The 14817-nt window shown below is 37.6% G+C and carries 12 protein-coding genes; 3 read left to right on the top strand and 9 right to left on the bottom strand.

Translation table 11 applies throughout. The features are described from left to right. Positions 1-104 precede the first annotated feature (104 nt). On the bottom strand, positions 105-1559 hold the full coding sequence (locus tag V6260_RS06780) for a sigma-54 dependent transcriptional regulator (RefSeq protein ID WP_341593282.1): 1455 nt from the start codon (positions 1557-1559) through the stop codon (positions 105-107). Next, a complete protein-coding gene (locus tag V6260_RS06775) occupies positions 1556-2668 on the bottom strand; it encodes a sensor histidine kinase (RefSeq protein ID WP_341593281.1) in 1113 nt (370 codons plus the stop codon). The genes V6260_RS06780 and V6260_RS06775 overlap by 4 nt, the downstream gene beginning before the upstream one ends. 132 nt (positions 2669-2800) lie before the next feature. On the opposite strand from V6260_RS06775, the gene V6260_RS06770 reads away from it, so the two are divergent. Further along, positions 2801-3394 carry a DNA-3-methyladenine glycosylase I gene (locus V6260_RS06770; RefSeq protein ID WP_341593280.1) on the top strand — a complete coding sequence of 198 codons (594 nt, stop codon included), beginning with the start codon at positions 2801-2803 and terminating at the stop codon, positions 3392-3394. A 194-nt stretch (positions 3395-3588) separates the two neighbouring features. Here V6260_RS06770 and V6260_RS06765 read toward each other — a convergent pair whose 3' ends face one another. Further along, positions 3589-5025 carry a sigma-54-dependent Fis family transcriptional regulator gene (locus V6260_RS06765; RefSeq protein ID WP_341593279.1) on the bottom strand — a complete coding sequence of 479 codons (1437 nt, stop codon included), beginning with the start codon at positions 5023-5025 and terminating at the stop codon, positions 3589-3591. Positions 5026-5430: 405 nt separating this feature from the next. Here V6260_RS06765 and fliS point away from each other — a divergent pair, with 405 nt between their 5' ends. Next, positions 5431-5817, top strand: coding sequence for a flagellar export chaperone FliS (gene fliS, locus V6260_RS06760; RefSeq protein WP_341593278.1), 387 nt, complete (start codon positions 5431-5433; stop codon positions 5815-5817). A gap of 42 nt (positions 5818-5859) precedes the next feature. Next, positions 5860-6153: a hypothetical protein gene (locus V6260_RS06755; RefSeq protein WP_341593277.1), complete on the top strand. Its 294-nt coding sequence runs from the start codon at positions 5860-5862 to the stop codon at positions 6151-6153. A 63-nt stretch (positions 6154-6216) separates the two neighbouring features. Here the strand turns inward: V6260_RS06755 and fliD are convergent, their stop codons facing one another. From fliD to flgK, 6 genes are all read right to left on the bottom strand, one after another. Further along, complete coding sequence (gene fliD / locus V6260_RS06750) at positions 6217-7635, bottom strand: flagellar filament capping protein FliD (RefSeq protein ID WP_341593276.1); 1419 nt, start codon at positions 7633-7635, stop codon at positions 6217-6219. Between the two features lie 30 nt (positions 7636-7665). After that, positions 7666-8043, bottom strand: a complete 378-nt coding sequence (locus V6260_RS06745; RefSeq protein ID WP_341593275.1) for a flagellar protein FlaG — start codon at positions 8041-8043, stop codon at positions 7666-7668. Between the two features lie 91 nt (positions 8044-8134). Then, on the bottom strand, positions 8135-9598 hold the full coding sequence (locus tag V6260_RS06740) for a flagellin (RefSeq protein WP_341593274.1): 1464 nt from the start codon (positions 9596-9598) through the stop codon (positions 8135-8137). 282 nt (positions 9599-9880) lie between these two features. Then, positions 9881-11341, bottom strand: coding sequence for a flagellin (locus V6260_RS06735; RefSeq protein WP_341593273.1), 1461 nt, complete (start codon positions 11339-11341; stop codon positions 9881-9883). A gap of 216 nt (positions 11342-11557) precedes the next feature. After that, positions 11558-12811: a flagellar hook-associated protein FlgL gene (gene flgL / locus V6260_RS06730; RefSeq protein ID WP_341593272.1), complete on the bottom strand. Its 1254-nt coding sequence runs from the start codon at positions 12809-12811 to the stop codon at positions 11558-11560. Positions 12812-12813: 2 nt separating this feature from the next. Continuing rightward, positions 12814-14817 (bottom strand): flagellar hook-associated protein FlgK, encoded by a 2004-nt coding sequence (gene flgK, locus V6260_RS06725; RefSeq protein ID WP_341593271.1) that lies wholly within the window; start codon positions 14815-14817, stop codon positions 12814-12816.

Here is a 14817-nt window from a genome sequence, read left to right as displayed (position 1 = left end):
ATCGTGCCACAAAAAAACAATATTTATCAATGCGTTAGAGGTTGGTTGATGGTCATAATTTTGGCAGTCCTAAATTAATTAATATTTAGGACTGTAAATTAAGATTATGCGGGGAGAGAAATACCTAAATCTCGCATTTGAGCGAGCTTATATCGTAGAGTTCTTGGACTGATGCCTAAAGTTTCAGCCACATCTTTTCGCTTACCTTGGCAGCGAGCTAATGTCTCTAAAATAATACGATGCTCTTTGTCTTTAAGCTCATCTTTATAACTACCATTTTCAGTAGTAAGTGAATCATGCTTAGGTTCATGTTCGGCTACGGGCGTTTTATCACAATACGTCGAAGAAAGATTACTTTTCAAAACATCTGATATTGATGAAGTTGAATCTACTTCCTTAGTCTGTACTGGTCTAGCTTCCACAAAATTACTAGATTCTATATTTTCAATAAAAATAGCATGCTCACCTATAACATTTCCAGTTCGGAGTATAAGGGCACGTTGAATAACATTATCAAGCTCTCGAACATTACCAGGCCATTTATGGGACAATAACTTACTTTCTGCAACTTTATCTAAATAAGCCATTGGCTCTTTACTTTTACTGACGTGCCTTTCTATTAAATGCCTTGCTAAAACAATAATATCACCAGGCCTCTGACATAACGGACGCCACATCAACGGAAAAACATTCAATCTATAGTAAAGATCTTCTCTAAACTGATTATTAGCCACCGCTTCTTTTAAGTCTCGATTACTCGTTGCAAGCACTCTCACATTAAGTTGAATAGTTTTACGCCCTCCTAAACGTTCAACTTCACGCTCCTGCAATACACGCAACAATTTAGCCTGAAGAGCTAAATCCATTTCAGTAATTTCATCAAGTAAAATTGTACCGCCTTGAGCTTGTTCAAATTTACCAGGGCATGCTTGAATAGCCCCCGTAAAAGCGCCTTTCTCATAACCAAATAATGTAGCTTCGAGCATATTTTCTGGTATAGCTGCGCAATTTATAGCAACAAAAGGCTCATCACATCTGCTGGATTTATCATGAATGTAACGAGCTAACACTTCTTTACCAGAGCCACTTGGACCCAGTACCATAACACTTGCATCAGAGCGAGCTACCTTACTTGCAAGTTCTAATAATTGAATACTACTTGGGTCAGCCACTACAGGGCCTTCTGTCTCTTTAGGTTTTTCTGGTAAATATCGACTCACCATATTCAATAACACTTCTGGCGCAAATGGTTTAGCCATATAATCAATAGCTCCTAAACGCATAGCTTCAACTGCATCATCAATAGTGGCATACGCTGTCATCATTAGTACTGGTAAGTCTGGGTAATTTAATTTAATGCTGCGTAATAAATCAAGCCCGCTCATTGCTCCCATTTGTACGTCACTTACAACTAAAGAAAACATTTCTTTTTTAAGTAGTAACATAGCTTCCTCGGCACAATCAGCAGAAACACATTCAATACCTGACATTTCTAAGGTGTCAATTAATGCTTCACGAAGCCCTGCGTCGTCTTCTACAACTAAAATAGTGTTACTCATAATGATTCCTCTAAATTAGATGCCTCTCTAATTGGCAGTAACATACTGAAACATGCACCACCATGACTATTATTATCCACTTCTACATGCCCTTGATGTGCATTAACAACAGAGCTAACAACAGCTAGACCTAAACCAGTACCCTGACTTTTTGTTGTATAGAATGGTTCAAATATTTTATCTATTTTCTTTAAATCAACTCCTGGACCATTGTCATTAACGCTGATCCGAACTAAGTTTTGATTTTTACTATCTGTGGCCGCACTTAAGTAGATTCTTGCATTTTTTCCAATAACCTGAATGCTATTATGGATTAGATTTTGAATTGCACTGGCAATCGCTGTTTTGTTTCCCATAATCTCAATATCTGGTTCAGGTAAATTCAGACTTAATTCACTATCATTAAGAGCAATCATTGCATCCGCCCCAACTTTAACTTCACTCAATAACTGCTGCATAGACACTTTTTCTACAACATGTCGATCGCCACTTTTTGCAAACAACAACATATCGTTTACTTGGGTTTCTAAGTCTCTTAAACGCGACATTAGCTTCGTTTGAAAAGTATCACGGGATGTTTCAGGTAAACGTTTAGACCCCAAGTTGGCGGCATATAGCATGGCTGCTGATAACGGTGTTCTTACTTGATGGGCTAACGATGCAACCATTTTCCCCAATGCACTTAGCCGCTGCATATGAGCAACACGCTTTTGTAGACGACGTGTCTCTGTTAAATCTGTCATCAAAATAAGCTGTCCCGGCTCAGGAGCTAGTGCAGTAATATCGAGTTTAATTAGTCGTCCATCTCTTAAAGATACTTCATGGCCATCATCTTGATGCGGTCTAAAAGAGCGCTGGATAACATTAAACCACTTCTCACCTTCAAGCGGCTCACCTAACATATCCATAGCGATCTGGTTAGCTTTAGCAATCATACCCTTACCATCTAATACGACTACACCAGCAGGCATGGTATCAACTAAATGTGAAAGCCAACTCGCCTGTTTACGCAGCTCACTTAATTCCCCAACATACTCCTCTTGAAGTAAACATGGGTTATACTGATTTGCAGAAATAAACAGTGGTTTTAGCACAGTAGCAAGAGCCATAATAAAATCTCTTAATGAATGTATATACAGAGCTAAATGCACAATTTGTACCAAATTTTATTTTATAATTTTCATCGTGTTACATAAAAATATGCGCGACATAAAAATGACGCCTATAAATAGGGATGACTAATGACAGAACAAAAGAAGCGCCGATGTCCATGGTTAGATACTACCAAAATTGACTATGTGGCCTATCATGATCAAGAGTGGGGAGTACCTATTTATAACGATCAAAAATTATTTGAATTTATTACGCTTGAGTCAGCACAGGCGGGGTTAAGTTGGTACACCATTTTAAAAAAACGTGATGGATATAAAAAAGCATTTGCTAATTTTGATGTACATAAAGTAGCTTTATTTACACTCGAAGACATAGAACGTTTAATGCTTGATAAAGACATTGTACGAAACCGCTTAAAAATCGCAGCAACGGTTAATAATGCAAAGTGCTTTATTGAGATACAAAAAGAGTTTACTAGTTTTAGTAATTACCAATGGCAATTTGTAGGCAATAAACCGCTTGTGAGTCAGTTAAACAGCATTGATGATTACCCTTCAATTACAGAAACATCAACCGCCTTTGCCAAGGATTTAAAAAAGCGTGGATTTAAATTTTTAGGGCCAACAACAGTATATGCCTATATGCAAGCTTGCGGTATGGTGAACGATCACAGTAATAACTGCTTTAGAAAAAATGAAATAATTGTAAAATATAAACAATAAAGTCTCTAAGGATTTCTTATATTAGAGAGCTATAAATTCTTTTATCAAGCTAATTCTACAAAAATAGACTTAGCTCATTATATGTTTAATTGCACTCTGAATTAAAAACCAAACCTAAGTATCTTTCTGTAAAAAAGCCAAACTAACTTACCCGATGGTCAATTTAAAACATTAGAGATAAAGGTGTGATATAACTAATCTCTCGATAGATTATATTTTTTCATTTTTTCAACCAGAGTTGTTCTACGTACACCCAATATTTCCGCAGCACGCGCTACAACATAATCAAAACGCTCAAGGGCTTGAGTTATTAAACTTACTTCAAGCTCAGCTAAATACTCTTTTAGCTCTATACCGTCATTTGGTAATAAGTCGCTTCCGACTTGATTAAACTCAGGATCTGATTGATTTTCGTAATCACTAAACCCCGTACTAAAGATATCATTAAAAGCATCTTTTTCCATTAACTCCTCAGGGTACTCAGGTTCATAGGCATCAACTTCAATATACCGATACTTACTCGGTAGATCAGGTATATCAACTACTTTTTCAGGAAACATGATTACCATACGTTCAACAAGGTTTGCTAACTCTCGAATATTCCCCGGCCAAGAGTGTTCTTTTAAGCTCTCAACTGCCCGTTCAGTAAATTTAGCCATTGTTCCACTTTGTTCATTAACTCGGCGCATTAACTCTTTAAGCAATAGCGGAATATCATCCGCACGCTCACTAAGTGAAGGGTTTTCAATAGGAAATACATTTAGACGATAGTAAAGGTCTTCGCGAAAACTCCCATCTTCAATCATATGCTCAAGATTTCGATGTGTAGCAGCAATTATACGCACATCAGCCTGAATAGCTTTTGTTCCCCCTACTCGTTCGTAGCTGCGCTCTTGGAGAACTCGTAACAATTTTACCTGCATCTGAAGTGGCATATCGCCTATTTCATCTAAAAATAATGTCCCGCCTTGGGCTAACTCAAAGCGCCCCTTACGAGCTGATATGGCCCCTGTAAACGCTCCTTTTTCATGACCAAATAATTCACTTTCTAATAACTCACCAGGTATCGCACCACAGTTAACTGGTACAAATGGTCCAGTATTTCGTTTTGAAAGCAAATGTACATTACGTGCGACAACTTCCTTACCAGTACCTGACTCACCTAAAATAAGCACATTAGCATCAGTTTTGGCCACTTGTTCGATCAAAAAGCGAACACTTTTTACTGCATCCGTTTCTCCAACTAAACCATCAAAAACTTTATGAGATTTTCCATGTTTATGTTCGTTTGGCAACATACGTTGGTACTGTTGGCAATCATGTAGTAACTGAGTTGTAACTTCATAGTAAAAAGGCTCACAAATAAGACCGACAACATTAGCAATATTCAGTAACGGTTTTAAAGTCTCGCCAATTAATAGAAATGGTATAGTCGGATAACGCTTTATCAAACTTTCATGATCTAGTGATTTCAAAGCTCCCAAGATTACGATACATTCTCTGTGCTGATATTTGATGCATTCTTGCTCAATATTTTCTTCTTCTAATTGCTGAGTAGCTTCACCTATAAAAGTAAGTGATGCCCCCAAACCTAACGAGCGATTATTATTATTATCTAAAATCAAGATCATAGTTAGCGAGCCATAATTTCACTAATTCATTTAATAAATCAAATTGTAAGCGAGTATGTTTTGGATGCAAGCATTAGCGGCAATTTTTTGACATAAACGCCAAAAAATAGACACAAAACCATTAAAACAATACTTTTTAACTATTATTTAAGGCGAAAAATGATTGTTGCCAATATAAATGAATTAGCTTAAAAAGCATATTTTAAAAATATTGAACATCAAGAAATAGTTTCTTACTCTCAATCTGGGTTAGTAGTTTTGTACTAATCAGAGTAAAATTGCAAATAACCCAATTCGCCTTAAAGAAAAAGCGGTTTTTGCCGATAGATAAAAGTTAACTTCCATTTTGGAACTAAACTTGCTTAAGATTTATATAATATAATTAAAGTTCTAGGAGTGATTTATATGGCACACGCGTCTATCAAGAAATACCGTCAAGTAACTGTAAGTAGTGTTAAAGAGATGACACCTTATGAGCAAGTGAAATTAGTCTTTACAAACATCATAGGTAAACTATCTGCAGCTAAGGGTCTAATTGAGCATAAAGAGTTTGAAAAAAAAGGGACTGCTATTTCTGACTGCATCACCTTATTAGGAGCTTTACAGCAAGTTTTAAATTTTGAAAACGAAAATCAAATTTCTGCTAGCTTAGACTCTTTATATGATTACTGTTTACGCACGCTGTTAACAGCAAATTTAGAAAATGATATTAATAAATTAGATGAAGTAATTGTTCTGATTAAAGAGATTAAATCAGGTTGGGAAGCAATTCCCACTGAACAACGTCAATAGGTTCTGCAAAATATGCTTATAAACTCAACCCAAGAAATCCCCGTGAGCGATACGCATACTTGTGATTTATGCTTGGAGCTGATAAATTTTTTATCCGCTGAAAAAGAGCCTGAAATCGCAGCTTTAAACAATGCTTGTAGTAAATTAGATACTTATATGAAAGAGGCTATTTCGAAAGAACCCTCTTTCTACTCGGCTAAAGAATTAGAATTTTTAATTGATTTTCTTAAAAAATTATCTGAAAAAATAGAAGCTGATAAACAACAAGTTGCAGCTAAAATCATCAAAAAACAACGTAATAAAAAAGCTGTTAGTAAGTATAGAGCTAACTCTTAAGTTATATAAACTCTAGTATATAAATTATTATTTTCCTTACTTCATCAGTAGTAGCTTTTAAAATCAGCTACTACTTTTAACTACACCAGGTAGGCTAGCTAACTGTTGTGTCAAATAACTGCCCGTATTATTTAAATTAGCTACCAGTAGGTCCATTGCATTATATTGGTTAAGTAAGCGTTGTTCATAATCATCCATGCGTAAACTAAAGCTCTCATAATCAGTAGAAAGCTTATCAATCTGTGCTTCACGCCCGTCAATTCTAGCCTCTATTACGCCATCACTCGCTGTATAGCTTTGTATCACCGAATCAAATTTCGATACAAACCCATTATCATCATCGCCAGTGAAAAACATTTGAACTGCATCTGAATCATTCTCAATCGCCTCTTTCAAAGCATCTGAGTCCAAACTTAGCTTACCAGAGAGCTCAGTTCTTACCCCGTAGTTACTTAGGAAGCTACTACTGTCATTACCGGTGTCATACTCCGACGTGAGTAGCGATTTTACTTGGTTAACCGCACCTCTTAACAGAGAGTCTCCGGACAATGCACCAATCCCCTCTTCACTAGAGCTTCCTAGCTGATCGGTTAAATCTATAAATGCATTAAACTTTTCTATGAACGTTTCCAGACCAGATGACACATTATTGTTGTTTTCAGTTATTACGGCTTTACTCAAGTCATCATTAACATCGTGCGCTTTTTTTACTGATATAGTGACACCGTCAATGACATCACTAAACTCGTTACTGCTGCTAGAGGCCACTAGTGTTCCATCTATAGTTATTGATGCATCGGTGGCTTTTATTATTTCGTCTAAATTCTCAGCGTACGTAGTCGATGCGGGGTTGCTGTCGTAAGCAAGGCGTGACAAGCCAGATGTATCCGTATTATTCCCATCACTGATGTCATCTACGACTATTTTTATAGCATTCTCTTCACCGGTCTCTTTGCTAGATAATATTAAATGTTGTCCTGTACTATCAGTAATAATAGTCGCATTGACTGAGTCATTATCGTTTGAGTCATTAATCGCATCACGAACCTCAGCAAGCGTTGCACTGTCAGATACATTTATGTCAAATTCATTACTACCAGAGCTAATTGTGAGCTTTCCCTCACCTACAGGTATATCAGCGTCAATAGCAATTGAAGCTAATTTGTGGTTTTCTGCCAGACTGTTTACCTGTATAGAAAAGTTATTCGGCTGGGCTTCTTTTTCAGAGGTTAGTGATATAAAGTCATCACTTCCACTAATGGAACGTTGTTGAAAATTATCCGCGTCACCTAGAGCTTCTAATGAAGTGTTAAGCTCTTCAAGTGAAGATTTTAGCGCACCAACGGCGGATATATCGGTTGTATGCTCTGCTTGTTGTTGCGTAATGCGTGATTCATAAGGGGCTCTTTCAGAGCTAACTAAAGCGTCTACGATATCGTTAACCTGTAAACCGGAACCTATGCCTGTAAATGAAAGAGCCATAATCTAACACCTTACCTAATAAAAAATTATTTATACTTTAAAATCAACAAGCGCGCCAGTCGCTTTAGCTAAATTAGATACAATCTCTAACACTTCCTCAGAAGGGTATTGTTTTACCAAATCGCCACTTTCTTTATCAACGACCTTAATCACATTGCGTCCTGAATCCTCATCAACATGAAACTCTAGCCCCTTATTCATGTCGTTCATGAAGGTTTGCAATTGTTGCGCCACTTTTTCTAAGTCTGGGGAGTTCAGCCCTACACCAATTGTAGCGTCTTCAGAAGGAAGATGTTCGATAGCATTACTTTTAATTTCATCATGTATTGGGGTTCGATTTACATCATGTTTAGAAATATCATTTTTGCTTGGGGTTACTGCTTGGAGTGATATGTTTGGGGTTTCCATGATCCGCTCCTAAAATAAAGCTGAGATTCATTTGTGAGTCTTAAGGATAAAGGGAAGTAAATCCCTTTATCTAAACTGAGGCTAACTAAGTTTAACCTAATAAACTTAATGCTGCTTGTGGTAACTGATTTGATTGCGCCAAAATAGTTGTACCCGCTTGCTGCATAATCTGATTCTTAGTAAGCGTTGCTGTTTCAGCTGCATAATCTGTATCCTGAATACGGCTTCGTGAAGCTGATACATTTTCAGATACGTTTGCTAAGTTACTTATAGTATGACCAAAACGGTTTTGAACAGCACCTAAATCAGCACGTTGCGCATCTATTTGTGCAAGTGCAGCATCGATTGTTTGTATAGCCGATTGTGCACCTTCACTTGTAGTACCTGAAATATCAAGAGACTCGATACTAGTAAGCGCACTTCCTGCACCGGTAGCAGATACAGTTGATCCAGCAGTATCATCTCCTAAATATTCTTGAACATCGGCACCTGTCGTTGAGTCACTCACCGCAATTTTACTTGAAGAAGTAAGTGTTAGCGTAGATGCTATAGCTTGATCGCCATCGGCAGTACCTGTAAAAGCAGCGGCACCAGGATTTGCATTAACTAGCTGAACAGTACCTGTACCTGTACCAGCTGCCGTATCTACTTCTATACCATTTACACCAGTCGCTTTTAAACTAATGCTATTAGTATCCTTGTCATAAATGGCATCGTGGCCATCAGCTACTAAAGCATCTGTTAGACGCTCAGCATCACCACCAAATGTACCTAGGTCGTAACTATCTTCGCCCAGGTTAATAACATCATCATCATCCGAAGATAAATTAGTAATAGTAACATTTAACTTAGCTTCTGCTGTTACTCCCGTAGCAGCTGTATTTATTTTATCTGCAAAATCAGCGGCACCATCGGTAGCACCAAAAGAAACATCTTTACCATTGACATTCCATTCGGCTGCTTGAGTTTGAGAACCGATTTGAGCACTAAGTAACACGTCATCACCTGCCCCAAAAACTGTACCTGCACCCGTAACATCATTTGAGCCAATTGCATCAGCTGACATATTTCTTAGGCTAACATTAATTGTCTCGTTTGCATTTGCACCTACCTGAAATTGCTTTGTACCAAATGAACCATCCAATAGGCTCGTGCCACCAAACTTGGTTGTATCTGCAATTCGAGTAAGTTCTTGTTGAAGTGCACCTACTTCTTTTTGAAGTGCAGCACGAGCATCTGCATCGTTTGAACCATTCGCTGACTGCAGTGCTAAATCACGCATACGTTGCAAGATATTTGACGACTCTTGCATCGCACCCTCTGCCGTTTGTGCCATCGAAATACCATCATTCGCATTTCGCTGCGCTACACCTAAACCATTAACCTGTGACGTTAATCGACTCGCAATTTGTAGACCTGCCGCATCATCTTTCGCGCTATTGATACGCATACCTGAAGAAAGACGTTGCATAGATGTGCCCAATGCATCACTCGATTTTGATAAATTTCTTTGCGCGTTTATAGATGCTGTGTTTGTATTTACTGATAAAGCCATGTTATAACTCCTGATTACTTTTGTAATGTAGCTAATTGATTTTAACCAAGAGCTTTTACATTTTTTTATATGTTCAAGCTCCGTTCTGATTAAGTTAACGGCAGCTAAAAAATAAACTTTAGTTTTTTTATTAAAATAAATTATTAGCCTCTGTAACAGTGCTAATTAGAATAAAATATCACTATAAATTAATAACATATCAATAAAAACTTCACTTCACACACGAAAAAGCGCACTTAAATAAGTGCGCTAAATATTGTATCAACTCATAAAAATAATAGTTTAACCACCTAAAAGACTTAATGCAGCCTGAGGTAACTGATTTGCTTGCGAGAGAATAGTAGTACCAGCTTGTTGCATTATTTGATTTTTCGTAAGTGTTGCTGTTTCAAGTGCATAGTCAGTATCTTGGATCCGGCTTCGTGAAGCTGATACATTTTCAGAAACGTTTGCTAAATTACTAATAGTGTGACCAAAACGGTTTTGCACAGCACCTAAATCAGCTCGTTGTGCATCAATCTGTGCTAAAGCTGCATCAATTGTTTGTATTGCAGACTGCGCACCATAACTTGTAGTGCCAGAGATATCTATAGACTCGACACTTACTAAGCCACTTCCTGCACCAGTAGCCGAAACCGCTGAGCCATCAATTGAACCACCTAAATATTCGCTTACGACGCCACCAGATGAGTCACTAACTGCAATTTTATCTGGAGAAGTTAATGTCAAGGTAGATGAAACAACTTGGTTACCATCCGCAGTACCTGTATATGTTGAACCTGCATTAGTATTTACCAATTGAACGGTACCTGTACCTGTACCTGCAGCTGTATCAATTTCAATTCCGTTTACATCCGTGGCTCGAAGCGTAATCTCTCCGGTATCCTGATCGAAGATAGCATCATAACCATCAGCAACGAGGTCTTCTGTTAATCGCTCACCGTCACCACCATATGCACCTAAATCGTAACTGTCATTACCGATATTCATTGTATCATCATCATCAGATGATAAATTAGTGATAGTGACATTTAACTTAGCTTCTGCTGTAACACCAGTTGCGGCTGAATTTATTTTTTCTGCCATATCTGCTGCACCATCAGTGATAGCAAAAGCAACGTCTTCGCCATTAACATTCCATGCTGCAGCTTGTGTCTGCCCAGCTAAATGAGTAGCGAGTAAATTGTCACTGCCTGCGCCAATAACTGTACCAGCTCCCGCAATATCGTTCGATCCTATTGCATCAGCTGCTGTATTACTTAAACTTACATTAATAGTTTCATTTGCATTCGCACCGACCTGAAACTGTTTAGTACCGAAGCTGCCATCAAGAAGACTAGTGTTACCAAACTTCGTAGTCTCTGCGATACGTGTTAGCTCTTGCTGAAGTGCACTTACTTCTTTTTGAAGTGAAGCTCGATCAATTGCGCTATTAGAACCGTTAGCTGATTGCAGTGCTAAATCACGCATACGTTGTAGAATATTTGCAGACTCTTGCATTGCACCTTCAGCTGTTTGCGCCATTGAAATACCATCATTTGCATTTCGCTGAGCCACAGTCAAACCGTTCACTTGTGAAGTTAAACGATTTGCAATTTGCAAACCAGCAGCATCATCTTTTGCACTGTTGATACGCAAGCCAGACGACAATCGTTGCATTGAGGTTTCTAAAGCCATGCTAGATTTGGATAAGTTACGTTGCCCATTTAGTGATGCAACGTTTGTATTTACACTTAAAGCCATTTTACCATCTCCTAATATTTAGTAGGTTGTGGTTCAATACGTCGTTTAGCTTGAGACCACTTCTTAGTACTTAACATTAGGAAGCATGATTCATGCCAACAAAAAACAAACAATAAAACCTTGATAATTAAAAACTTTATCTTTTAAATAAAAAAAACTGGCACTACTTTAAATTAGTGCCAGTTTTTTGCCGCTTAATACTGGCAATGTTTTACCTTAGAGGTAATCAAATAATGACAAGTTAGCTAAACGTCCAAAAGTTGCTTGCGATACCTGTAATGCCACTTCTTGCTTTCCCAAATCACTTATAGCTGCCGCGGTATCAATTTCAATTAAATCTGAGCGACTCGCTTTATTGTTAATATCTAACCCACTATTAGAATCAGTGATTTGATCAATAGCTTTCATTCTCCCCCCTAAACTAGCTTGAGTAAAAACCACTTGTTCGCTTGCACTTTTCAGCTGTATCAAACCTGTAGCTAATACTTGTTGGTAGTCTTCCTCACTTAAGGACGAATCATTTAAACCATTAATTAATGACTCTAAAGTATTTAAAATATTCTCTTTTTTAGGCTTTTCTAACTCAAAATCCATTTGCCCTGGGGCACTACCTTCCAAATTTAACTTCATACCAGCAAATTCGATCGTTTCACCATCAGTATATTCACCAACTACAGCTGGTACAAAGGGGAGGCCATCTTGCATTATTTCATATTGATCTGGCGCACCAGCGACACCAGCAGTTATTACAACATTAATAGTGTTTGCTGTTGCTGTTGCCGCGGGGTCTGGGTTGTAGTATTTTTCATGAAAGGTATCAAACTCAGACTGTTTATCAACATACACTGTACCCTTTGTTAAACTTGGAGTTAATGTTCCTTCATTTGAAACTACGTTTAAACGAGCATCTACCTTTTCAAAAATATCAAAACCATTATCACTAGACTTTATATCCACACCTTCGGTTATTGTTATTTTATGTTGCCCTTGATCGCCACCATAAACATACTCATTACTGGTACTATCGAAAGTATAAGTTTGAGAACTATCTTGATAGCCTGAAAAAATGAATTTCCCATCCTCAGCTCTAGTATTCACCAAACTTAAAATGGATTGTTGTAATTCATGTAACTCACCAGCAATGCCTTGCTTAGTTGTTGCGTCATACGAACCATTACCAGCTTGAATAGTGAGCATTTCTGCACTTTGTATATTGAGGTTTATACTTTTTAAAACAGTTTCTTCTGTGTCTAAACGACCATTTAATTGATTAATATTTTTAGTATTTTGGACATTTTTCTCAATACTATTTGTAAATAGCATAGCTTGAGATATTGCAGCAGGACCTTCAGAGGTGGTTAAATACTTTTTCCCTGTATTAGCACGCTCTTGTGCATTAGCTACATTTTGCTGATTTTCAAGTATTTTATTAATATTACCTTGATACATTAAATTATTAGATAAACGCATAATTACCTCGCAGCACTTATTAGAGTGTCAAATATAGTTTGCGCTGCAGAAAGTATTTGCGCAGATGCAGCGTAAGATTGTTGGAACCGTAGTAAATTAGCAGCCTCTTCATCTAAATTAACACCAGATAAAGACTCATACCAAGCCTCAGATTGCTGTGCTAAAGCATCAAAAGCTTCGCCACTTGTTTTAGCTTGTCCCGTTACCACCCCTATTTCAGTGACTAAACTTGCATAAGCTTGGTTAAAGGTTTTGCCATTATCAGCGGTTGCACTTGCAACTACATTTTGCCGAACAAGGTCTTCATTTTGCAGATTAGCCAACTTTAAACCATTACGGTTATCATCAAAGCCACCTTCATTTACTTCAATTGTAAATGAATCTCCAACAGTTGGAATTCCTGTCAAATTAAAATCGAAACCATAATTAGCAAAAGCTCCACCAGCTTGATTAAGCATATTCTCTGTTGGTTGGGTTGCTATAAATGTACTCGTATTAACACCATCAGAAACAGTATATTCATCAGGGTTAGCTGTTTTAACTAACGTAATTGGCCCATTAGTTAAGCTCAAAGGTGAAGACCCAAAGCTACCGGTTGTTACGTCTGTTACTTCACTAAATGAAAGTGAGCCAGTGCCTATATTATCCAAATCAGATAAAGTTCTAATAGGAGAAGCCAATGCAAGATCTTCTCCGCGGTCGGTTTTAAGCGAGATATTTCCTGCAGCACCAGAGCTCAACTTAACTTGAAATTCATCTCCTACATTCGCTGTTCCACTCACATTTATTTTTAAGCCAAATGCTTCTCCAAAAGTAACTGTCGAAGAATTAATTTCTCCAGCAATAATATCTGCTGCAGAAGGAGATCCGATGGGCTCTCCTTTATTGTCAATAGGTTGAATTTCAACAGTTGTTGCACTTGTATATGAAATAATAAAGTCACTAGCAGGAAGCTCACTTCCTTTTCCTGGCTCGAGTGTTGCTGTCATACCTGAACCACCCGTATTAGCTTGATAAGCAAGCCCATTAACTTCAGGTATAGTAAAAATATCACCACCAAGCTCTCCGTTAGCATCCATCCCTAAATGATTTTGTTGGTTAAATGCATCAGCTATCACTATACCCATTTGTCCTATCTGGTTTTGGGCTGGTACTAGAATGTCATCTCTAAAAGAAAGTAGCCCACCAATTTTACCTTTTAATTTACTGGCATCAATTTCCAATGAGATTGCTTTGCCATTATCAACATCTAATTGAAATGTTTTCAGGTTTGGATCAGGGTCTCCTTTTATAGAAAACAAATTGAAAGAGCCATCTTGCATAACTACAGACTCCCCAGTCCCCATAAAAACAAGCTTTTCCCCATTAGGGCCATCCAAAGTTTCAATATCAATTAATTCTGATAACTCACGGATAGCTTTGTCTCGCTCATTATAAGTAGAAGTCGCATCGGCTGCGTTATTTGTTCCATTCACTGCCGCTATTTCTTTATTCAATGAACTAATGTTCTTGATAAGTGTATTAGCTTCACTAGTAAAGATATCTAACTGCTCATTAACTACGCTCTTTTGCTCAGACACTATTCCGGATAGACGATCCATTTGATTTATCAAGCTCTCGGCATCTGTCATCGCAAGAGAGCGTGCCACACTAGATGACGGCTGATTTAATGCTTCTTGTAAACTATTAAAAAAAGAATTAATGTTTGTTGAAAGACTGTTCGACTCTTGGGAAAATAATGAATCAATACGGTTTGCTTCACTTGTAAATTGATCAAAGAATGCTTTATTAGAAGTATCTCTATTCAACTGCTTTTGAGCAAACTCATTTAATAATCGATAAGTTTCACCCCGACCTACTTGATTATCAATCATGGTCGAGTGCTCAGTTTGCTCACGTACATACCCTTCAGTATTTACATTTGCAATATTCTTACTTGTCGTTTGGAGTAATTCGGAGCTAGCTCTTACACCTGAGTTGGCAATATTTAATAAATTAAATGACAT

The organism is Pseudoalteromonas aliena, from assembly GCF_038155085.1.
Taxonomy (GTDB): domain Bacteria; phylum Pseudomonadota; class Gammaproteobacteria; order Enterobacterales; family Alteromonadaceae; genus Pseudoalteromonas; species Pseudoalteromonas aliena_A.
This window is presented reverse-complemented; position numbering and strand designations above follow the sequence as displayed.